Here is a 19512-nt window from a genome sequence, read left to right on the forward strand (position 1 = left end):
ATCCTCCCCATTTGAACCGACCATGTCCCAGCTTCCCGCCCTCGTTTCCGGCTCGCGCCAGCCTGCTGCCAATACCCTGGCCGGGCAAGCGCCGCAAAAGGCGGGCACCGGTGTGGCTAGCCTGGGCGCTTCACCCCTGATGCAGCGCACGGCGCAAGACGTGGTGGCCCTGTCGAAGAATGGCCTGGACCTGTCGGCCAGGGGACTCTCGCAACGGACCGATGCGCTGGGCAACGCCACCGTCGACGTGGCGCAGGATTTTCTGACCAACATGACACGCCAGCTGTTCGGCGACGGCGCCACGATCGCCTTCGATTCAGTCGACCTGCAAGCCGGTTCCAGCTTCAGCAGCGGCAATGCCAGCGTCTCGGGCGCCGGCAGCAGCAGTCGCGCCGCCGCCTTCAGCCTCGATGAAAATGCCCATTTTATCGGCAAGGGCAAGATCACCACGGCCGATGGCCAGACGTTCGACTTCGAACTGGAAGTGCAGTATCAATCGAACATCAGCGCAGGTGCATTTGCGCAAACGCAAGATGATGCACAGGAAGTTCCGCCATCCGATGACGCCGCCCTGCCCGCCAAAGAGTTGCCCGCAACTTCCTTCGCCGGCAATCTGCACGATCTGTTCAAGCTGCTGGGCCAACAATTGCAAAGCAATCTCCATCAGAGCGCGTCCGACGGCGCCAGCGCCAGCGGCAAGGATGGCGACCTGGCGGGCAGCCTGAGCTTGCGCTTGCTCAAGCTGGTGCAGCCAGACAATGCCGCCGAGACCGCAAAAAAAGCCGTGGCAACGGCGCCCGAAGACCAGGCGCGCGCCCGTGCGCTGGCACTCGCCTATGGCACGGACACCGCTGACAGTACGTCCAGCGACGTATAATGGAAGACGGCCTGCGCAGGCGACCATGCCGCGCGCCCCCTTCTATCGATTGAATCCCATGTCCGACACCTCTTCACCTACCGTTCATCCGCAGATCCACTGGAGCGAAAACGGCGCCGAGCATTCGGCCCGCTGGCGCTCGGAAAGCGGCATGCCGCCACCCAAGCGCGTCGTCATCGCGGATGACCGCACGACGGCCGACCAGGCCTACCGTCTGGCCTGCGAAGGCACGGCCATGCTGTGGCGCGGCGACTTCCAGAACGCGCGCCAGCTGCTGCAGGCGCTGGCGCGGCGCGCCGACCACAAAAACGACAAACCCAGCAAGAAGGCCAAGGCCGCCAAGCTGGCAAAACCGGAACCGTCCGCCACGGAAGCCTTCCATCTGCACCGCCAGGCCCAATCGCAACGCGCCCGCACCCTGGCCATGCTGCTGCTGCCTTTTGACGCCGACTACACGATTCCGCTGCGCCGCGCGCCGGACGTGAAACTGGCATGCAATGAGGCATATGGCCGCGGCGACGAGACCTTCGTCGCCTCGCTGCGCGAGCTGCTGGGCCTGATCGGCGCGCACGAATGGCGCCGCACGGGCGTGGAACTGCCGGCCCTGGGCCAGCGCATCCACCCCCATTACGGCGTGTTCGCGCCCATCCGCGGCGAATACGTGGGTCTGGTGGCCGACGCGCCCCTGCCCCCGCGCGCCAGACTGGCCTTCGACATCGGCACGGGCACGGGCGTGCTGGCCGCCGTGCTGGCGCAGCGCGGCATCGACCACATCGTCGCCACCGACCAGGACCCGCGCGCCCTGTCCTGCGCGCGCGAAAACCTGGCCCGCCTCGATTTGCAAGGCAAGGTCGACGTGGTACAGGCCGACCTGTTCCCTGCTGGACGCGCGCCGCTGGTCGTGTGCAATCCGCCATGGCTGCCGGCCCGTCCAAGCTCGCCCATCGAATACGCCGTCTACGATCCGGACAGCCGCATGCTGCGCGGTTTCCTCGCCGGCCTGGCCGATCATCTGGAGCCGGCTGGCGAAGGCTGGCTGATCTTATCGGACCTGGCCGAGCACCTGGGCCTGCGCCCCCGCGCACAATTGCTCGAGTGGATAGCGCAAGCGGGTTTGAAAGTGCTCGACCGCCTGGACGTGAAACCCACGCACCCGCGCGCGCAGGACGCCACGGACAGCCTGCACGCGGCCCGCTCGAAGGAAATCACGTCGCTGTGGCGCCTGGCAGCTGCCTGATAACAGATCTGCTGCAAGGCCATTGCGCATTGCAGCAAACCCCGCTATAATTCGCCTGCGGGGTGGAGCAGTCTGGCAGCTCGTCGGGCTCATAACCCGAAGGTCACAGGTTCAAATCCTGTCCCCGCAACCAGATACATGAAAGCCGCTGATTCTTGCAAAGGGATCAGCGGCTTTTTCATGCCTGTAATGCTTAGGCGTCGCGCGGCGCGTAATGAGCGACGCCATGGCCGAACGACCAGTTTTCGGGCGCTACTTCGACGAGGTTGATAAAAATGTCTTCGGGACGCAGACCGGGACTGCTGGACAGGCGCTCGGCGATCCGGCCATAGAGCGCCTTTTTCTGCGCTATCGTCCGGGTCTTGCTGATCGTGATCTGGATCATGACGAGATCGTCGCTGCGCGCGATGCCAAGATACGACTTGCCGTAGTTGAAATCGTCTTCGTCGTGTTCGCTGATCGTCATGAAGCGGTCATCGTCCGGCACGTCAAACGTTTCGCGCATGGCCAGATACAAGCCATCCAGTATGGCCTGGCGATAGGTGGCGGGCTTGCCCCGCCGCAGAGATACGCGTGTCATCGGCATGAGTGACTCCTTCCTGATGGTTGATTGAGATAGCTAACGATAGGCGCTATTGACCATAATGAAAACACATGGCACCATATTTCAATGATTCGCTTTTTAAATGATTGCCCATGAAGACGCTCGATATCGAGGCCGTGCAAGCCTTCGTTCTGGCAGCGGAACTGAAAAGCTTCACGCGCGCGGCCGAGGCGCTCGACACCACCCAGTCGGCCGTCAGCCTGAAGATCAAGCGACTGGAAAAGATGCTCGGCCGGCATTTGCTGGACCGTACGCCGCGCCTGGTGGGCCTGTCTGCGGATGGACACCAGTTCATGGTCGCAGCGCGCAAGCTGGTAGCGGCCCATCAAGGCGCACTTGCCGCGTTCAGCGCCAGCAAGCGGCGACTGGTGATCGGCATCAGCCACCACATCGTCGGCGCGGAACTGCCACTCTTGCTGAAACACATGCACGACGCCGAGCCGGATCTGGTGCTGGAAGTACGCATCGCCTCATCGCACGAAGTGCTCGGCTGCTTTGATCGCGGCACGCTTGATGCCGCCATCGTGCTGGGGCATGACCATCTGCGCAAAGGTGGCGACGTGATACTCGAAGAACGCTTCGGCTGGATGGCCGCCCCCGGCTTCGCATACCACCCGGACGAGCCCTTGCGTCTCGCGGCGCAATCCGAGTCTTGCCGGGTAAGAAGCATTGCACTCGCCGCGCTCAAGGAGCACGGCATCGCTTGGACCGAGGTTTTCGTCGGCGGCGGCATCACCACCATCGGCGCCGCCATTACGGCAGGTTTCGCCATTGCGGCGCTGGGGTGCCGGGTGGCGCCCGCAGGAACGATGGACGCGGGGCCAACGTTCGGACTACCGGCCCTGCCCACGCTGGACGTGCTGCTGTATTCCAATGCCGCCGATCCACAGACGCGGGACTCACTGCGCCGCCTGGCCGCCGCCATCCGCTCGACGGCGGCATAAATCACGATGATGCCTGCGCCACAATGGCGTTGCCGTGCCGCCGCCTTGCGCCCTATCCTGCGCAATTACCCTGGCCATTGCGCATTGCAGCAAACCCCGCTATAATTCGCCTGCGGGGTGGAGCAGTCTGGCAGCTCGTCGGGCTCATAACCCGAAGGTCACAGGTTCAAATCCTGTCCCCGCAACCAATACATGAAAGCCGCTGATACCCGCAAGGGTATCAGCGGCTTTTTCATTCCAGGCCTGGCCCGTGCTCAGGCTGCGACGCTGGCCCTGATCTGCCTGGCTGCAGCATGCAGGCTGGCCGCCACCCGTTCCAGCTTGTCGGCGCCCGCCGTTTCAGCCAGCGCGGCAAAGGCGCTGATATGAAACGTGGCCACCATCGCTGGCGACACGTCGAGCTCAAGCGCGGTCTTGCTCAATTCCGTCGACGCCTCGAGATAAGGCTCGCTGCCCGCCTCGAACGCCTGCTTCGTTTCCAGCAATTCCTGGCCGCCTTCCGCCTTGGCCAGGCATTCGTCGACCTTTTGCTGGAAGACCGGCAAGGTATCGCGCGCGGGTCCGGGTTCAGGCGCCGGCTCCGGTTCCGCCGGGGTGGCTGGCGCAGGCCTGTCCGCCTTCGGCATGTCGCGCAGGGTAAGCCAGCGTTCGACGGCGAGAAAATCGGCAAACGGCTCCTCCACCTTGGGATTCATCAACCAGACCTCGCCCGTGCGCCAGTCGATCCGGGCGCCGCGCTCATTTCTCGCCAACAAAATATCCTTGCCGCCATCAGCATTCGACACCCGGCCGATGTCGAGCCAGTTCATCAGCTCCGCCTGGCGTGACATCGCGTTGACCCGATGAAAAAAGGCCAACCATAAAAATCTGGCGACCAAAAGAATCAGGGCACCGCCAACCATCCACATCATTTTTCGCTCCGCACCACATCGACAGCCCGCATTTTCTCACATGAAAGCTTGCGCCAAGGAAACTTTTACATCTACCGTGCAGCAGCGCAAATCCACCACCGTGCGCGGCCCGGGCGCGCAGTCGCATTTCAACAACGCCGCGTTTTCCTGATTGCCTGGCGCGCACTGCCAGGTTATTATGAGAACAATTCTCATTTAGATTAAGGCGTCCTGTACGCATGCTGTCCACCACCTCACCTCCGCCCGATTTCCAGGCCCTGTATGCCGAGCACCACTCCTGGCTGCTGCACCGGCTGAAGCGCCGCCTGCACGATGCGGGGCTGGCCGGCGATCTGGCGCAAGATACCTTCGTCAAAATCTTCGTTGCGCGCAGCAGTGCCGGCATCGTGCAGCCGCGGCCTTTCCTGGCCACCATCGCCAAGCGCCTGCTGGCCAATCACTGCCGGCGCGAAGAACTCGAACGGGCCTACCTCGACGCGCTGCAGCAGCAGCCGCAAGCCTGCGCACCCTCACCGGAAGCGATGTCCCTCCTGCTCGAATCACTGCAACTGATCGACCGCGCGCTGGATCAGCTCTCCGCCAAGGCCAAGGCTGCCTTCCTGCTGGCCCACCTGGACGGCATGAGCTACGCCGAGATCGCCGCCGAACTGGGCACCACCACGCACTCCGTCAAAAAATACCTGAGCAAGGCCAATTTGCTGTGCTTTTTTGCCGTACCCGATTTTGCCAGCCACTGACATGCGCGGCGCCACCGTCTACGCACAGGGCCAGCCCATCGACCTGGCCATCGCCATGCAGGCAGCCGAATGGCTGGCCACCCTGATGAGTGGCGCCACCACGCCGGCGGAAAAAACGGCCTGGCACCAGTGGCGCCAGGCGCACCCCGACCATGAGCGGGCGTGGAAACACATCGAAAGCGCCAGCGGCGGCTTGCGGGAACTCGATGCGCAAGCGTGCCGCACGGCCCTGGCACGGCGTCCTGCGGCACCCGTCTCGCGCCGCAACAGCCTGCAACTGCTGGCGTGGATATCGACCATCGGCATCACGGGCTGGTTCGGCGCGCGCTCGCCCTACGCACCCGACATGGCCCGTGCCGCACTGGCCGACATTGCCACGGGCATCAACGAGCGCCGCGAGCTGACCCTGCCCGACGGCAGCCGTTTGCACCTGAATGGCGGCAGTGCCGTGAACATCCGCTTCAGCGGCACGCAACGGCTGCTGCAACTGGTGCGGGGCGAAGTGTTCATCGCCACCGCCCGCGACACGGGCCGGCCCTACCGCCCCTTCATCGTCGACACCGCGCAAGGCCAGGCGCAGGCGCTGGGCACGCGCTACTCGGTACGCCAGGCGGACGGCAACACCCTGGTCGCCGTCGAGGAAGGCGCCGTGCGGCTGACGCCGCGCCATGGCGATGCCAAGCTGGTGATTCAGGCGGGCCAGGGCGGCGGCATGACGGCGCAACAGCTCTTGCCCACGCATGCCGTCTCGCCCGACATCTGGGCCTGGCGCCATGGCTTGCTGCTGGCCGACGCCATGCCGCTGCGCGACTTCCTCAATGAGCTGAGCCGCTACCGCCACGGCTTGCTGGGCTGTGACGATGACGTCGCCGCGCTGCGCATTTCCGGGGTCTTCCCGCTGGCCAACCTGGACGCCGTGCTGCTGTCGCTGCCCGAGTCCCTGCCCGTCGACGTGCGCCTGCGCACGCGCTACTGGGTGCAGGTGGAAGCGCGCCGGCACGCCAAGCATTTATTTTGAGTCCACCGCATAAAAACCTTACCCGTTTGCGATTCTCGCGTGACCTGTGTAGGCAACGTTCTTTTTGACGACTACACCACAAGGTAACCATGTCTCCAGTTATGTCTTCCAGGTCCCGGTCACGGCCGCACATCAAACGCATGGCGCATGCCATCCAACTCGTCTTCATCGGTTCGGCCCTGCTGCTGAACGCCCTGGCGCCAGCCCTGGCGCAGGAAAGCGCGGCAGCGCCAGCGGCCAGCCAGGACTTCCAGGTGCCTGCCGGCGACCTCGCAGCGGCGCTGCGCCAGGTTGCCAGCCAGTCCAGGGTCATCCTCAGCTTCACGCCGGAACAGACGCGCGGCAAGACGTCTTCTGGCCTCACGGGCCGCCACGAGGTGCTGGCCGCCCTGAACGGCGTGCTGCGCGGCACGGGCCTGAAGGCCGAGCGCAGCGCCAACGGCAGCTATGTACTGCGCCCGGCCGATATCGCTGCGGGCGGCGAGGCGCTGTCCATGATGCCGGAAGTGTCGGTGAAAGCGCAGCAGGATGCGACGGAAGGGTCGGGCGCGTATGTTTCCACCCTGCCCATCGCCACGGCCACGCCGCTGGGCCTGTCGATCCGGGAAACGCCGCAGTCGGTCAGCGTCATCACGCAGCAGCGCATGCAGGACCAGGGCTTGAGCACCATCGCGCAAGTAATGGCGCAAACGCCGGGCATCACCCTCTTCTCGCTGGGCAGCGAGCGCACGGGCTTTACTTCGCGCGGCTATTCGATCACCAATTACCAGCTCGATGGCGTCAGCACGCATTCGGAAAACCTGGGCCTCAACGCGATACCGTCGCAAAGCCTGGCCGACATGGCGCTATATGACCGCATCGAAGTGCTGCGCGGCGCCTCGGGCCTGATGACGGGCGCGGGCGATGCCTCGGGTGCCATCAACATGGTGCGTAAAAAGCCGACGCCACAGTTTCAGGCCTCCGTCGAGGGCGAGCTGGCCTCCTACAATGAGCGGCGCGTCCTGGCCGACATTGCCGGCCCGCTCAACGAAGCGCGCACGGTGCGCGGCCGCCTGGTGACGGTGTACGAGGAAGGCGACAGCATCATCGACGGCTACAGCCGCGACAAGAAAGTGGTCTACGGCGTGGTCGAGGCGGACCTGTCCGCCGACACGAAACTGACAGCCGGCGTCACGCACCAGCGCAAGCGCTCGAATGGATCCCTGTCCTACCTGGGCTTTCCCCTGTTCTACAGCAATGGCGCCATGACGGACCTGCCCCGCTCCTTCAGTCCGGCGGCCACGTCGAATCGCTTCGGCACCAATTCGACCGACCTCTTCGTCACAGTGGAACACGCACTGGCCAGCGACTGGAAGCTGAAAATCTCGGCCGACCGCGTGCAGTCGTCGCAGGAAGAGCGCGCCGTCTACCTGAACGTGAGCGATGGCTTCCCCGATCAGGCCACGGGCGATGGCCTGCGCTTGAGCGCCGATTACCGCGATTACCAGCTCCAGGTCAACAGCGTGGACATCAATGTGCGCGGCCCCTTCAGCGCGTTCGGCCGCCAGCACGAACTGGTGCTGGGCATGGACTACAGCGAATTTCAAAGCACGACGGATGGCCGCTTCGACAAGCGTATCCAGACCACGCCCGCCAACCTGTACCGCTGGAATCGCATGGCAACGCCCGTGTTTGGCGACACCTTTGTCACCTACGACAGCACGCGCCGCCAGGCCAGCGCGTATGCCGCCACGCGCCTCAATCTCTCCGAGCGCCTGAAACTGATCGCCGGCGCCAAGGTGCTGCGCTACAGCGAGAATTACATCTCGGATGCGCCTTCCGTGCCCTTCTACAGCGCGTCCCCAGCCTCGGAGAGCCGCGTCGTCACGCCGTATGGCGGCCTGGTATTTGACATCGACGGCACGCACAGCGCCTACGCCAGTTATTCCACCATCTACCAGCCGCAAGCCCAGCAAGACCGCTACGGCAAGCTGCTGGCCCCACGCGAAGGCAAGACCTTTGAAGCGGGCATCAAGAGCGGCTGGCTCGATGGCCGCCTGAACACGGCTGCCGCGCTGTACCAGATCCGCCAGAGCAACCTGGCCGAATCGGACCCGGGCTACACCGTTCCTGGTACAAACAATCCCGCCAACCGCACCATCAAGGGCGCCAAGACCCAGGGCGTGGACCTGGAAGCGACGGGCGCCCTGACCCCAAGCTGGAACATCTCGGCCTCGTGGTCTTACAGCCAGACGGAAAACAATGCCGGCAAAGCGATCCTGACCACCTTCCCGCGCCACCTGGTGAAGCTGTGGACCACTTATCGGCTGCCTGGCGAGCTGAATCGCCTGACGCTTGGCGGCGGCATGAACTGGCAAAGCCGCGTGTATTCGGAGGTCGACGCTTGGCAGATCGACCGCACCCTGCACTGGGAGCAAAAGGCGTATTCGGTGGCCAGCCTGATGGCGCGCTACGACGTCAACGACAAGCTGTCGGCCACCGTCAACGTGGCCAACCTGTTCGACAAGCAGTACACGGCTTCCGTGTCGGACTGGTGGTACTCGGGCATGTATGGTCCGGCGCGCAAGGTGGCACTGAAGGTGCGTTATCAGTTCTAGGGCTGGCTGAATAGTTCACGCCGGCGCAGGGCCGGTGATACAATTTTCCCGCTTCACGAGTGTCGATGGCCCGCGCCACCGGTACTCGTGCCCACAGAGACACCCAAGGAGAATGTGTGAAGGACCTCGCCCCCGCCCTGCCAGCCGATCCGGCCGACCAACCCGCCAATCCCTCGCGCCGGCGCATTTTTCAGGCCGCTTCCGCAGTCGGCCTGGCCGCCAGCCTGCCGGCGCTGGCCGACGCCGCGCCAGCCAAAAAGACCATCGCCAAGGGTTCGCTCGACGCGAAACTCAAGGCCCACGTCAAGAACGTGGTCGTGATCTACCTGGAAAACCGCAGTTTCAACAACCTGTTCGCCAACTTCCCCGGCACCAGCGCGCCCTTGTCCGCCGTCACGGCCGAACAGGCGCGGCAGCTGGACCGCGACGGCAAGCCGCTGGCCACCCTGCCGAAAATCTGGGGCGGCCTGGTGCCGAACCAGCAAAATATCGGCGGCATCGATTACCTGATCAAGGAAGACCAGATTTCCGGCCTGCCCAACGCTCCCTACAAATTGAGCGACGCGGCCGGCAAGCCCCTGCCCGAGAGCATCATCACGCGCGACCTGGTGCACCGCTTCTATAACAACCAGATGCAGATCAACGGCGGCAAGAACGACGGCTTTGCCGCGTGGGCCGACAGCGGCGGCCTGGTGATGGGCCATTACGGCGAAACGTCGAAAAACCTGAACCTGTGGCAGATCGCCGAGCAGTACACGCTGTGCGACAACTTCTTCATGGCGGCCTTCGGCGGCTCTTACATGAACCACCAGTTCCTGGTGACGGGCCGCGCCAACGAATATTTCAATGCTGCCGAGACGGCAGCGAAGAAAAAAATCGCCGTGCTGTCCGACGGCCCGCAAGGCGTGCGCCTGGCGATCTCCCCCGAGTGCCCCGCCTCGGCGCTCGATGGCAAGCCGAAGTACGTGAACGACGGCGCCCTCACGCCGGACGGCTATGCCGTCAACACCATGGCGCCGCCATATCAACCGAGTTACGTCCGCCCCGCCTTTGACGGCGATCCGCTGCATGCCGACCCGGCTGACGCGAACACCTTGCCGCCGCAAACCTATGACACCATCGGCGACCTGCTGTCGCGCAAGGGCGTCAGCTGGGCATGGTATGGCGGCGGCTGGCAAGCAGCGCTCGACCAGAAGGGCGGCGGCAGCAAGCCGAATTTCCAGTTCCACCACCAGCCGCTGAACTACTTCAAGCAGTTCGCGCCTGGCACGGCGGCGCGCGCCGAGCACCTGCGCGACGGCGGCACTGGCGACAGCCCGATCTCGAACAAATTCCTGGCCGCCGCCGTGGCAGGCAAGCTGCCCGCCGTGACCTTCTACAAGCCGCAGGGCAATCTGAACCTGCACGCCGGTTATTCAGATATCGAATCGGGCGACCAGCACGTGGCCAACGTCATCCAGCATCTGAAGGAATCGCCGCAGTGGAAAGACATGATCGTGGTGATCACGTTCGATGAAAACGGCGGCTGGTGGGATCACGTGGCGCCGCCGAAGGGCGACCGCTGGGGTCCGGGCACGCGCATTCCCGCCATCGTCGTCTCGCCCTACGCGAAGAAAGGCGCCGTCGACCACAGTTTCTATGACACGACCTCGATCCTGCGACTGATCACGCGCCTGCATGATTTGCCGCTGCTCGAAGGCCTGAAAGTGCGCAACGATGCCTTCGCGGCCCGTGGCGCGCTGCCGCCGGGCGACTTGACGGGCGCCCTGAGCTTCCGCTGATAAAGCATCGGTACATCGCGGCGCCTCCCACAGTGCGGCACGCCTGTGATACACTGCGTGCCGCACTTAAATCCGCAGGGCAGGTATTCCTGACGGTTGTTCCAACAATGAGCCCGACTCCAGTAGCCGGGCTTTTGTTTTGTGGACGAGACGCACAGAGTATTCACACAGCGGACAGCTTTTTTGCCCGCTCCCCGGCGCCATTTTTCGCGGCCAGGGACCAGAGGTTCAGAAATGAGAGATAAAAAAGACAACGCCACCATCGACCTGCCCGGCTTCGGCCCGCTGCCAGCGCACGAGGCGCCAGAGCCGGCGCCGGAACCGCAGCGCCGCACGCGCGTGCGCAAGGTGGCGCTGAAGCAGGTACAGCTCGAATTGCTGGAGCCGACGGACGCCACTGGCTTGCCCGTGTGGACACGCGACGCCGGACTCGATCTGACCGGTTTGCCCATCTGGGCACCCGATAATTAACACCCCATGCGGGCGGCCGTTTGCCGCCGGCTTCCACACCACCGCACAAGGGCGTAAGCCTGTAGACTGTGCCCATCCACCCGCTTTTTACCGGCTCCGCCCCTATGAACACGACCACCGCCAACACCAATTCTTTTTCCAGCCTGCCGCTGACGCCCGCCTTTTTGGCCAATCTGGACTCGCTCGGCTACCACGAGATGACCACCATCCAGGCGCAAAGCCTGCCGGCGGTGCTCGATGGCCGCGACTTGATCGCCCAGGCGAAAACGGGCAGCGGCAAGACCGCTGCCTTCGGTATCGGCATCCTGCACAAGCTCAATCCAGCCTGGTTTGCCGTGCAGGGCCTGGTGCTGTGCCCCACGCGCGAACTGGCAGACCAGGTGGCCAATGAGCTGCGCCGTCTGGCCCGCGCGGCCGGCAACATCAAGATCCTGACCCTGACGGGCGGCGCACCGATGCGCCCGCAAATCGCCTCGCTGGAACATGGCGCCCACATCGTCGTCGGCACGCCGGGCCGCATGCGCGACCACCTGGGTCGCGGCACCATCAACCTGAACCACGTACAGACCCTGGTGCTCGATGAAGCGGACCGCATGACGGACATGGGCTTTTACGAGGAAATCGCCGGCATCGTCAGCGCCTGCCCGGCACGCCGCCAGACCCTGCTGTTCTCGGCCACGTATCCGGAAGACATTCGCCGCGCCACGGCATCGTTCCTCGTCAATCCGCTGGAAGTGACGGTCGAGGCACAGCACGACAACGACAAGATCGAGCAGCGCTTCTATGAAATCGGCTTCGACGAACGCAATAGCGCCGTTGGCAAGCTGTTGAAACACTTCAAGCCGGAATCGACCCTGGCCTTCTGCAACACCAAGGTCCATTGCCGCGAACTGGCCGAAGAACTGCGCCAGCAAGGCTTTTCCGCGCTGGCCCTGTACGGCGAGCTGGAACAGCGCGAGCGCGATGAAATCCTGGTGCTGTTCGCCAACCGCAGCTGCTCCGTGCTGGTGGCCACCGACGTTGCCGCGCGCGGCCTCGATATTTCCGACCTGGGCGCCGTGATCAACGTCGACGTCTCGAAAGACACGGAAGTGCACATCCACCGCATCGGCCGCACGGGCCGCGGCAGCAAAAAGGGCCTGGCCCTGTCACTGTGCGCGCCAAACGAGAAAAAATGGGTCAAGCTGATCGAGCAGTACCAGAACAGCGCCGCCGAATGGCACGACCTGAAGGAACTGGCTGAAGATGACGGGATCGAGGCGCTGCCGGCGCCCATGGTCACCCTGTGCATCATGGGCGGCAAGAAGGACAAGCTGCGCCCGGGCGACTTGCTGGGCGCACTGACGGGCGACGCTGGCCTGACCAAGGAGCAAGTGGGCAAGATCAACGTATTCGAGTTCATGACCTACGTGGCGCTGGACCGCAAAGTGGCCGAAGCGGCCTTCAAGCGCCTGAACGCGGGCAATACGCTGGGCCGCGACTTTGGCAACATCAAGGGCCGCAGCTTCAAGATGCGCTTTATCGAAGCGTAAGCGCCTGCAAGGCACGCAGGGCCGCCATGGCCCTGCTTCCCGGATACGCTTTCCACACGGGATATTGCCAACGATAGTAGCAGTTCCAGTAGCTGACGGCGCGCCTCTCCAGCGTCGCCACATACGCGGGATTCTCCCGCAGATAGCGCGCCAGCGCTTCCGCATTCCAGGCTGGCAGCGCCACCTCAATTGCCTCGACAATCTCCAGCACATATTCGCCGCACAGGTGCACGACGAACGGCGCCATCCACGCCCGCTCCTGCAGCAGCAACTGTCGCAAACAGGCTTCCCGCAAATGGCCGTCATGGTGGCGCGTGCCCAGGCACAGGGCGAGCACGCCCGCGTCGCCTGCCAGCTGCGTACAGGCCAGCAGCTGCTCGCGCTGGTAATAGGTGCGCACGGGAATGCGCAGCAGCCTGCCATCCTGATGCACGTCAAACGGTGCCGACGGCGCGTGAAGCTGGCCTGTGGACAGCGCGGGCAACAGCCCCGCCAAGGTGCCGGACAATGCCGCCGGAAAGGCGTCGGCTTCAGTCATCGGCAGCATCCTGGCAGACTTTGCGCACGCCCAGCGCGGGCTTGTCCATTTTTTCAAAGATCACATTCGAATACCATGCGGCGGAATCGCCATCGGTGGGCTTGCCCAGCGAGATATAGTAGCCGCCATGCGCAAACAGGGCCGTGGTTTCCTTGCCCGCCCTGGCGGCCTGCAGGAAGGGTGGATAAGCCGCCTTGTCGACCTGGCTGAAATGCGCGGCCAGCAGCGCCAGCAAGCGCGCGTGCGAGGCGGGCGCATACGGGAACAGATACAAGTACTCGACCAGTTCATCGCCCTCCGCCAGGCGCGTGACGGCGGCTGTCGCGGCATCGACCTCGCCGCCAAAGCGGCACAAGGTCCCGCCGCTGTAGGCGAAATCGATGACGGTCGCCGGCGCGCACGCCTGCAGCTCACGGTCAATGCCGACGGGCGGCTGCGCGCGCAGCTGCGCCAGCAGCGCCTCGCCCGACGTAGCCAGGGCGGGAAAGCCGGGACATTCACTGGCCGCCTGGGCGGACGAGAAGGCAAAACAAGAACTCAATAACAGCACGCTACGCTTCACGGCATCTCCCGCGTTCATCAGGCGGACATTATGCCCCGCCGGCACGCATAAGGCACTCACAAGGCGCGCGCCTGCTGGCCCTGCGGCGTATCCTCGATGTCGTAGCCGGCCGCACGCGCCAGTGCGCGCAAGCGGTCAGCCTCGGCCCACAGGCGCTGAGCGCGGGCGAGCGCCCTTTCTGCCATCCACGCCTGCACCGGCTGCGGCACGTCCACCTGCGCCGGCTGCCAGCGCAGCAAGTCCAGACCCAACGCCTCGTCGAAGCGCAGCAAGGTCGCTTTTTTGGCGCTATCGGGTACATCACTTTTCAGCAGTTCCCAGGCCACGGCCAGCGCGCGCGGATAATTCAAGTCATCGTTGATGCAGATCGTAAAACGCGCCAGCCACGCGGGGTCGGCTTCACCGCCCGCATCACCCAGGCCATGCACGGCCACGCGCAGGCGCGCCAGGCCGCTGGCGGCAGCACGCAGGGCGTCGTCCGTGAAATTGAGGCTGCTGCGGTAATGGGCGCCCAGGCACAGGTAGCGGTAGGCGAGCGGATCGACTCCCTGCTCCACCAGGCTTTGCAGGCGCAGGAAGTCACCCGACGATTTCGACATCTTCGCCTCCTGCGTCTTGAGGAAAGCGCCGTGCAGCCAGTAGTTGGCCAGGCGCGTGCCGTGGCGCGCCTGCGTCTGCGCGATTTCGTTGCTGTGGTGGACGGCCACATGGTCTTCGCCGCCGCAATGGATGTCGAAATACGCGCCCAGGTGCTTTTCGGCCATGGCCGAGCATTCGATGTGCCAGCCCGGGAAACCCAGGCCCCAGGGGCTGTCCCACTCCATCTGGCGCTGTCCCGGCACGCCACTGAACTTCCACAGCGCGAAGTCGCAGATATCGCGCTTCTCTCCCAGCTCCACCCGCTTGCCCGCCTGCAGGCCATCGCGCTTCAGGCGCGCCAGCTTGCCATAATCGTCCTGGCGCGTCGTGTCGAAGTAAATGCCGTCGGCGGTGCGGTAGGTATAGCCCTTCGCTTCCAGGTCGGCGATGAACGCGATCTGTTCCGCGATGTGGTCCGTGGCGCGGCACCAGACGGTAGGCGGCAGGATATTCAACTGGCGCAGATCGCCCTCGAATGCGCGGGTAAATTCAGAGGCGATGTCCCAGGCGGACTTGCCGCTGCGAGCGCTGCGCGCTTCGACCTTGTCGTCGCCACTGTCCGCATCCGACGTCAAATGACCCACGTCCGTGATATTCATCACGTGGCGGACCTGCAAGCCGTTGAACGCGAGCGCGCGGCGCAAGCCGTCGACGAACAGATAGGTGCGCAAGTTGCCGATGTGCGCGTAATCGTAGACGGTGGGACCGCAGGCGTACAGGCCCGCCTGGCCCGGAGCGATGGGTTCAAACGGGCGCAGGCTGCGGCTATACGTGTCGTACAGATGGAGTGTCATGCGTGTCCTTCCAGAGTGGCGCGGAAAAAGAAAATGGCCACAGGTTTTTCAACACTGTGGCCATCGGAATGAGGAGTAAAAAGTTTAACGGCGCCGGGCCGCATCCTCACGAAGCCAGGTACACGGACACAGCGCAGCAGCGGCGCGGTATGCAAGAACTGGAGGGAGGATGAAGATGATCATAGAACAAATATCGCATGCGCGCGGGCGGGCCGTCAAGCCCGCCCGCGACATTGGCCTATTTTTTCGCCTGCTCGATATGCGGCAGCAGCACCGTCAATATGCCCAGCAGCGGCAGGTAGGAGCAGATTTTATACACATAAGCGATGCCCGACACGTCGGCCAGGTGGCCCATGGCGGCGGCGGCAATGCCGGACACGCCGAACATCAGGCCAAAGAATATCCCCGCGATCATGCCCACCTTGCCCGGCACCAATTCTTGTGCGAAAACAACGATGGCGGAAAACGCGGACGAAATCACGAAACCGATGATGACCGTCAATACGGCCGTCCAGAACAGGTCGACATACGGCAGCAGCAGGGTAAACGGCGCCGCGCCCAGGATGGAAATCCAGATCACGCGCTTGCGGCCGATCCGGTCGCCGATGGGACCGCCCATGAAGGTGCCGGCCGCCACGGCCGCGAGGAAGAGGAACAGGTATAGCTGGGCATCGCCTAGCGACAGGTGGAATTTGTCGATCAGGTAGAAGGTGTAATAGCTCGACAGGCTGGCCATGTAGATGTACTTCGAGAACACCAGCAGGGCCAGCACGCCCAGCGCGCCCATCACCTTGTTGCGCGACAAGTTCGGCCCATGCCCGCCCGCCTTCGGCTTGAAGCTGGCCAGGTGGCCGCTGTACCAATGGCTGACCTTGTACAGCACGCCGATGGCCAGCACTGCCAGCAGGCCGAACCAGGCGATATTGCCGTGGCCACGGTTCACGATGACGGCCGCCGCCAGCAGCGGCCCCAGGGCGGAGCCCACATTGCCGCCTACCTGGAACAGCGACTGGGCAAAGCCGTAGCGCCCGCCCGAGGCCATGCGCGCCACGCGCGACGCTTCCGGGTGGAAGGTCGACGAGCCGACACCGATCAGGCCCGAGGCGAGCAACAGGGTCGGGAAAGTCGAGACGATGGACAGCATCAGCACGCCGGCCAGGGTAAAGCACATGCCGATGGGCAACAGGAATGGCAGCGGACGGCGGTCCGTGTACAAGCCGATCCAGGGCTGCAGCAACGATGCCGTGCACTGGAACGTCAGGGTTATAAGGCCGACCTGGGTAAAACTGAGTGAAAACTCGGCTTTCAGCATCGGGTAAATCGACGGCAACAAGGCCTGGATCAAGTCATTGAGCAAATGCACGAAGGCAACGGCGCCCAGGATGTGCATGGCCAGACCGGATTGTTGTTCGGAACGATGAAGCGAGGGGGCCGCCGGCATGGACTTGGCCAATGCTGGGGCAGGTGGTGTTGTGTGCATGTGTCTTCCGCAATGATCGGGCACGACGGGCGGCCCGGCAAAGAAGCCAGTATAGTATGGTCATCGAACTGATAACTTCCAATAATCGTCGCTTAAGTGACAACTGAGTGACAATTAAGTGAGAATCCAACGGCCCACATGTACACCCAGCAACCCGCCCAGACCCACCCCGACGGCGTGCCCTTCAGCCGCAGCACCAGCTCGCACGATTACCAGCACGTACCGCGGCCAGTGACGGCCATGTCCAGGCAATATGCAGTGGGCGACTATACGGCGCCGCACAGCCATGTGCGGGCGCAACTGCTGTATGCAACGGAAGGCGTGATGCGCGTCTCCACCGAGCACGGCGTATGGATCCTGCCGCCCCGGCGCGCCCTGCTGATCCCCGTGGGCGTCGTGCATGAAGTCCATATCTTGAGTGAACTGAGCATGCGCACCGTGTACATCGATGCGCAGGTGGCGGCCCCGTACGGCGCCGATTGCAAGGTGCTGGAAGTAAGCCGGCTGCTGCGCGAGCTGATCCTGGCCTTGCTGGCCGAACCGATCGAATATGCGCTGGCGGGGCGCGGCGACTGGCTCGCGCACCTGATCCTGTCGGAACTGACGGCGGCCGATACCGTGCCCATCGCCATACCGTGGCCCCGCGACCGCCGCCTGGTGGCCGTCTGCTCGGCCATCATGAGCGCGCCGGGCAGCCGGCGCAGCATCGAAGACTGGGCGCAGGATGCGGGCGCCAGTGCGCGCACCCTGATCCGTCTATTCCCCAAGGAAACGGGCTTGCACTACCGCCAATGGCTGCAGCAAGTCCATCTGGCCGAGGCATTTTGCCGCCTGGACCGGGGCGAAGGCGTGGCGGCCATCGCCTATGCGCTGGGCTATGCCAGCCCCAGCGCCTTCAGCGCCATGTTCCGCCGCATCCTGGGCCGCACTCCGCAGCACTACCTCAGCGAGTGGCGCGCCGCGTAAGTCGACAAGCTACGCTGTCGGCATTGTCGGCTACTTCTTCTCGCCGGCGATCAAGCGGTAAGCCAGCGCGCCCAGCAAGGCACCGATGATGGGAGCGAGCCAGAACAGCCACAGCTGGCTGGTGGCCCAGTCGCCCACGTACAAGGCCACGCCCGTGCTGCGGGCCGGGTTGACGGAGGTATTCGTCACGGGGATACTGATCAGGTGAATCAGGGTCAGCGCCAAGCCGATAGGCAGTGGGGCAAAGCCGGCCGGCGCCCGCTTGTCGGTGGCACCCAGGATGACGATCAGGAAGAACATCGTCAGCACGATTTCAATCACCAGCGCCGACAGCATCGAATAGCCGCCCGGCGAATGGGCCCCATAACCATTCGAGGCAAAGCCCTTGCTGACATCGAAGCCGGCCTGCCCGCTGGCGATCACGTACAGCACGCCGCCGGCCACGATGGCGCCCAGCACTTGGGCGATAATGTATGGCAACAATTGATTGGCGGGAAAGCGGCCACCGGCCCACAGACCGATCGACACGGCTGGATTCAAATGGCAACCCGAGATGTGGCCGATGGCGTAGGCCATGGTCAGCACCGTCAGACCAAACGCCAGCGCCACGCCGGCAAAACCGATGCCCAGACCGGGAAAGCCAGCGGCAAGTACGGCGCTGCCGCAACCGCCCAGCACCAGCCAGAACGTGCCGAGGAACTCGGCTCCATATTGTTTCATGATGTATTCCTTTAAAGTAACGAGAAAACGTGCCAGGGACGACCAATCGGACCGCTCACCAACATTGCCCGCGCCCGAAGGCGACGACAAAGCACAGCACCAGCAACGCACTGCACGCTGCAGAGCGCGAATAATGACATGACGTCATTATCAATGCAACATTATTCAGTACAATAATGCTAATAGTTTTCTTGCCAATAAAAGGTTTTTTTGATAATTTCTACGGCGCGGGGCGGCGCATGTATTGTTGCGGTGCCTCCAGTGGCGCAAAACCAAAGCCCGCATACAGACCATGCGCATCATCGGTCCCCAGCATCCAGGCGACATCGCGCAGGCGTGCATCGCCGAGCACGGCGGCCACCATCTGCTTGCCATATCCCCGCCCCTGAAAAGCGGGCAGCACAAACACATCGCGCAGATAGGCAAAATCCGTGTAGTCGGTGATTACCCTGGCGAAAGCCACTTGCTGGCCATCGACATAGCCGCCAAAACACAGGGCGTTGGCGATCCCCTTGCCCACCGTTTCAATCGCCACGCCGCGCTTCCAATACGACTGTTCGCTCAGGTAGCGGTGGATCATGGGGATGTCAAGTTCGTCGCGCTCGCTGGAAATGCGCAGTGGCGCGTGCATCAGTTCTTGAACAACAAGTCAGCTTCGGCGATGCTGGGCTCGCCGAAGTACACGGTGCGCAAGCCGCCCTTGGCATCGCTGCCCATATACACGCCAGTCATGCTGCGCTCGACGGGATCGTACAGGATGGTGTAGTGGTGGCCGCAATTGTGCGGTTCGCAAACACTGCTCAGCAGGCGTGCCTTGCCATCGATCTCGACAGGCTTGAGCGGACTGGCCACGCCGTCCGGCACCCAGCGCTGTCGCTTCAGGCCGGCTTTTTTCAAGCCCACATTGAAGGCCTTGCGAAAGGCGTAGTCCGCCTTGTAGACGTCGGGGAAATACGGACAGGTGTGGCCACCGTCGCAGCTTTGCGCTTGCTCAACGAGCGACAGCTTGGGCGTTCGCGCTTGTGCCGGCATGGCGGCCAGCGCTACGGCGGCGCCCAGAAACAAGGGGAACAGCATACGTGCGGACATGACATCTCCTAAAAG

Annotated in this window: 19 protein-coding genes and 2 tRNA genes; 12 read left to right on the plus strand and 9 right to left on the minus strand. The window is 63.7% G+C overall.

Annotation, left to right across the window (positions count from 1 at the left end):
* Positions 1-22: 22 nt before the first annotated feature.
* The 3 genes from ACQ4WZ_RS13385 (at position 23) to ACQ4WZ_RS13395 (ending at position 2247) form a co-directional block, all read left to right on the plus strand.
* Complete coding sequence (locus ACQ4WZ_RS13385) at positions 23-877, plus strand: hypothetical protein (protein ID WP_436573645.1); 855 nt, start codon at positions 23-25, stop codon at positions 875-877.
* Positions 878-935: 58 nt separating this feature from the next.
* A complete protein-coding gene (locus ACQ4WZ_RS13390; protein ID WP_166674826.1) occupies positions 936-2114 on the plus strand; it encodes a methyltransferase in 1179 nt (392 codons plus the stop codon).
* Positions 2115-2170: 56 nt separating this feature from the next.
* Positions 2171-2247 (plus strand) — tRNA-Met (locus ACQ4WZ_RS13395).
* Between the two features lie 60 nt (positions 2248-2307).
* Here the strand turns inward: ACQ4WZ_RS13395 and ACQ4WZ_RS13400 are convergent.
* Positions 2308-2700, minus strand: coding sequence for a tautomerase family protein (locus tag ACQ4WZ_RS13400; protein ID WP_133992576.1), 393 nt, complete (start codon positions 2698-2700; stop codon positions 2308-2310).
* 110 nt (positions 2701-2810) lie between these two features.
* On the opposite strand from ACQ4WZ_RS13400, the gene ACQ4WZ_RS13405 reads away from it, so the two are divergent.
* Together ACQ4WZ_RS13405 and ACQ4WZ_RS13410 are read left to right on the plus strand one after the other, a co-directional pair.
* Positions 2811-3662, plus strand: coding sequence for a LysR family transcriptional regulator (locus ACQ4WZ_RS13405; RefSeq protein WP_101480532.1), 852 nt, complete (start codon positions 2811-2813; stop codon positions 3660-3662).
* Between the two features lie 111 nt (positions 3663-3773).
* Positions 3774-3850, plus strand: a tRNA-Met gene (locus ACQ4WZ_RS13410).
* Positions 3851-3916: 66 nt separating this feature from the next.
* Here the strand turns inward: ACQ4WZ_RS13410 and ACQ4WZ_RS13415 are convergent.
* Complete coding sequence (locus tag ACQ4WZ_RS13415) at positions 3917-4471, minus strand: hypothetical protein (protein ID WP_436573646.1); 555 nt, start codon at positions 4469-4471, stop codon at positions 3917-3919.
* Between the two features lie 320 nt (positions 4472-4791).
* Between ACQ4WZ_RS13415 and ACQ4WZ_RS13420 the strand changes: the two genes are divergently transcribed.
* From ACQ4WZ_RS13420 to dbpA, 6 genes are all read left to right on the plus strand, one after another.
* Positions 4792-5310 carry a sigma-70 family RNA polymerase sigma factor gene (locus ACQ4WZ_RS13420; RefSeq protein ID WP_436573647.1) on the plus strand — a complete coding sequence of 173 codons (519 nt, stop codon included), beginning with the start codon at positions 4792-4794 and terminating at the stop codon, positions 5308-5310.
* Between the two features lies 1 nt (position 5311).
* The gene (locus ACQ4WZ_RS13425) at positions 5312-6328 is read left to right on the plus strand and encodes a FecR domain-containing protein (RefSeq protein WP_436573648.1); all 1017 of its coding nucleotides are present in this window, start codon (positions 5312-5314) and stop codon (positions 6326-6328) included.
* 140 nt (positions 6329-6468) lie between these two features.
* Positions 6469-8925: a TonB-dependent siderophore receptor gene (locus ACQ4WZ_RS13430; RefSeq protein ID WP_436573649.1), complete on the plus strand. Its 2457-nt coding sequence runs from the start codon at positions 6469-6471 to the stop codon at positions 8923-8925.
* 116 nt (positions 8926-9041) lie between these two features.
* On the plus strand, positions 9042-10706 hold the full coding sequence (locus ACQ4WZ_RS13435; RefSeq protein WP_133992584.1) for an acid phosphatase: 1665 nt from the start codon (positions 9042-9044) through the stop codon (positions 10704-10706).
* Positions 10707-10940: 234 nt separating this feature from the next.
* Positions 10941-11177, plus strand: a complete 237-nt coding sequence (locus ACQ4WZ_RS13440) for a hypothetical protein (RefSeq protein WP_101480526.1) — start codon at positions 10941-10943, stop codon at positions 11175-11177.
* Positions 11178-11281: 104 nt separating this feature from the next.
* Complete coding sequence (gene dbpA / locus ACQ4WZ_RS13445; RefSeq protein ID WP_133992586.1) at positions 11282-12709, plus strand: ATP-dependent RNA helicase DbpA; 1428 nt, start codon at positions 11282-11284, stop codon at positions 12707-12709.
* Here the strand turns inward: dbpA and ACQ4WZ_RS13450 are convergent.
* The 4 genes from ACQ4WZ_RS13450 to ACQ4WZ_RS13465 all read right to left on the minus strand — a co-directional run bounded on the left by ACQ4WZ_RS13450 (position 12696) and on the right by ACQ4WZ_RS13465 (position 16683).
* A complete protein-coding gene (locus ACQ4WZ_RS13450) occupies positions 12696-13247 on the minus strand; it encodes a hypothetical protein (protein ID WP_436573650.1) in 552 nt (183 codons plus the stop codon). The genes dbpA and ACQ4WZ_RS13450 overlap by 14 nt on opposite strands.
* Positions 13240-13809, minus strand: a complete 570-nt coding sequence (locus ACQ4WZ_RS13455; RefSeq protein ID WP_436573651.1) for a hypothetical protein — start codon at positions 13807-13809, stop codon at positions 13240-13242. The genes ACQ4WZ_RS13450 and ACQ4WZ_RS13455 overlap by 8 nt, the downstream gene beginning before the upstream one ends.
* A 56-nt stretch (positions 13810-13865) precedes the next feature.
* Positions 13866-15242, minus strand: coding sequence for a cysteine--tRNA ligase (gene cysS / locus ACQ4WZ_RS13460; protein WP_436573652.1), 1377 nt, complete (start codon positions 15240-15242; stop codon positions 13866-13868).
* A gap of 238 nt (positions 15243-15480) precedes the next feature.
* Positions 15481-16683: an MFS transporter gene (locus tag ACQ4WZ_RS13465; protein WP_101484449.1), complete on the minus strand. Its 1203-nt coding sequence runs from the start codon at positions 16681-16683 to the stop codon at positions 15481-15483.
* A 177-nt stretch (positions 16684-16860) separates the two neighbouring features.
* Here ACQ4WZ_RS13465 and ACQ4WZ_RS13470 point away from each other — a divergent pair, with 177 nt between their 5' ends.
* Positions 16861-17688: an AraC family transcriptional regulator gene (locus ACQ4WZ_RS13470; protein ID WP_101480521.1), complete on the plus strand. Its 828-nt coding sequence runs from the start codon at positions 16861-16863 to the stop codon at positions 17686-17688.
* A gap of 30 nt (positions 17689-17718) precedes the next feature.
* On the opposite strand, the gene aqpZ is transcribed toward ACQ4WZ_RS13470, so the two are convergent.
* The 3 genes from aqpZ to ACQ4WZ_RS13485 all read right to left on the minus strand — a co-directional run bounded on the left by aqpZ (position 17719) and on the right by ACQ4WZ_RS13485 (position 19497).
* Entirely contained in the window at positions 17719-18408 is a 690-nt protein-coding gene (gene aqpZ / locus ACQ4WZ_RS13475) for an aquaporin Z (RefSeq protein WP_101480520.1), read from the minus strand.
* Positions 18409-18628: 220 nt separating this feature from the next.
* Positions 18629-19039, minus strand: coding sequence for a GNAT family N-acetyltransferase (locus ACQ4WZ_RS13480; protein WP_436573653.1), 411 nt, complete (start codon positions 19037-19039; stop codon positions 18629-18631).
* Positions 19039-19497, minus strand: coding sequence for an Ivy family c-type lysozyme inhibitor (locus ACQ4WZ_RS13485; RefSeq protein WP_166674827.1), 459 nt, complete (start codon positions 19495-19497; stop codon positions 19039-19041). The genes ACQ4WZ_RS13480 and ACQ4WZ_RS13485 overlap by 1 nt, the downstream gene beginning before the upstream one ends.
* Positions 19498-19512 lie beyond the last annotated feature (15 nt).

Origin of the sequence: Janthinobacterium darwini (genome assembly GCF_051380905.1) — a bacterium.
Taxonomy (GTDB): Bacteria; Pseudomonadota; Gammaproteobacteria; order Burkholderiales; family Burkholderiaceae_D; genus Janthinobacterium.

Coding starts and splice junctions, on each gene's coding strand:
- ACQ4WZ_RS13440 (WP_101480526.1), top strand. CDS start 10,941: ATGAGAGATAAAAAAGACAACGCCACCATCGACCTGCCCGGCTTCGGC.
- ACQ4WZ_RS13450 (WP_436573650.1), bottom strand. CDS start 13,247: ATGACTGAAGCCGACGCCTTTCCGGCGGCATTGTCCGGCACCTTGGCG.
- ACQ4WZ_RS13390 (WP_166674826.1), top strand. CDS start 936: ATGTCCGACACCTCTTCACCTACCGTTCATCCGCAGATCCACTGGAGC.
- cysS (WP_436573652.1), bottom strand. CDS start 15,242: ATGACACTCCATCTGTACGACACGTATAGCCGCAGCCTGCGCCCGTTT.
- ACQ4WZ_RS13405 (WP_101480532.1), top strand. CDS start 2,811: ATGAAGACGCTCGATATCGAGGCCGTGCAAGCCTTCGTTCTGGCAGCG.
- ACQ4WZ_RS13430 (WP_436573649.1), top strand. CDS start 6,469: ATGGCGCATGCCATCCAACTCGTCTTCATCGGTTCGGCCCTGCTGCTG.
- ACQ4WZ_RS13470 (WP_101480521.1), top strand. CDS start 16,861: ATGTACACCCAGCAACCCGCCCAGACCCACCCCGACGGCGTGCCCTTC.
- ACQ4WZ_RS13400 (WP_133992576.1), bottom strand. CDS start 2,700: ATGCCGATGACACGCGTATCTCTGCGGCGGGGCAAGCCCGCCACCTAT.
- dbpA (WP_133992586.1), top strand. CDS start 11,282: ATGAACACGACCACCGCCAACACCAATTCTTTTTCCAGCCTGCCGCTG.
- ACQ4WZ_RS13480 (WP_436573653.1), bottom strand. CDS start 19,039: ATGCACGCGCCACTGCGCATTTCCAGCGAGCGCGACGAACTTGACATC.
- ACQ4WZ_RS13465 (WP_101484449.1), bottom strand. CDS start 16,683: ATGCCGGCGGCCCCCTCGCTTCATCGTTCCGAACAACAATCCGGTCTG.
- ACQ4WZ_RS13425 (WP_436573648.1), top strand. CDS start 5,312: ATGCGCGGCGCCACCGTCTACGCACAGGGCCAGCCCATCGACCTGGCC.
- aqpZ (WP_101480520.1), bottom strand. CDS start 18,408: ATGAAACAATATGGAGCCGAGTTCCTCGGCACGTTCTGGCTGGTGCTG.
- ACQ4WZ_RS13485 (WP_166674827.1), bottom strand. CDS start 19,497: ATGTCCGCACGTATGCTGTTCCCCTTGTTTCTGGGCGCCGCCGTAGCG.
- ACQ4WZ_RS13415 (WP_436573646.1), bottom strand. CDS start 4,471: ATGAACTGGCTCGACATCGGCCGGGTGTCGAATGCTGATGGCGGCAAG.
- ACQ4WZ_RS13420 (WP_436573647.1), top strand. CDS start 4,792: ATGCTGTCCACCACCTCACCTCCGCCCGATTTCCAGGCCCTGTATGCC.
- ACQ4WZ_RS13385 (WP_436573645.1), top strand. CDS start 23: ATGTCCCAGCTTCCCGCCCTCGTTTCCGGCTCGCGCCAGCCTGCTGCC.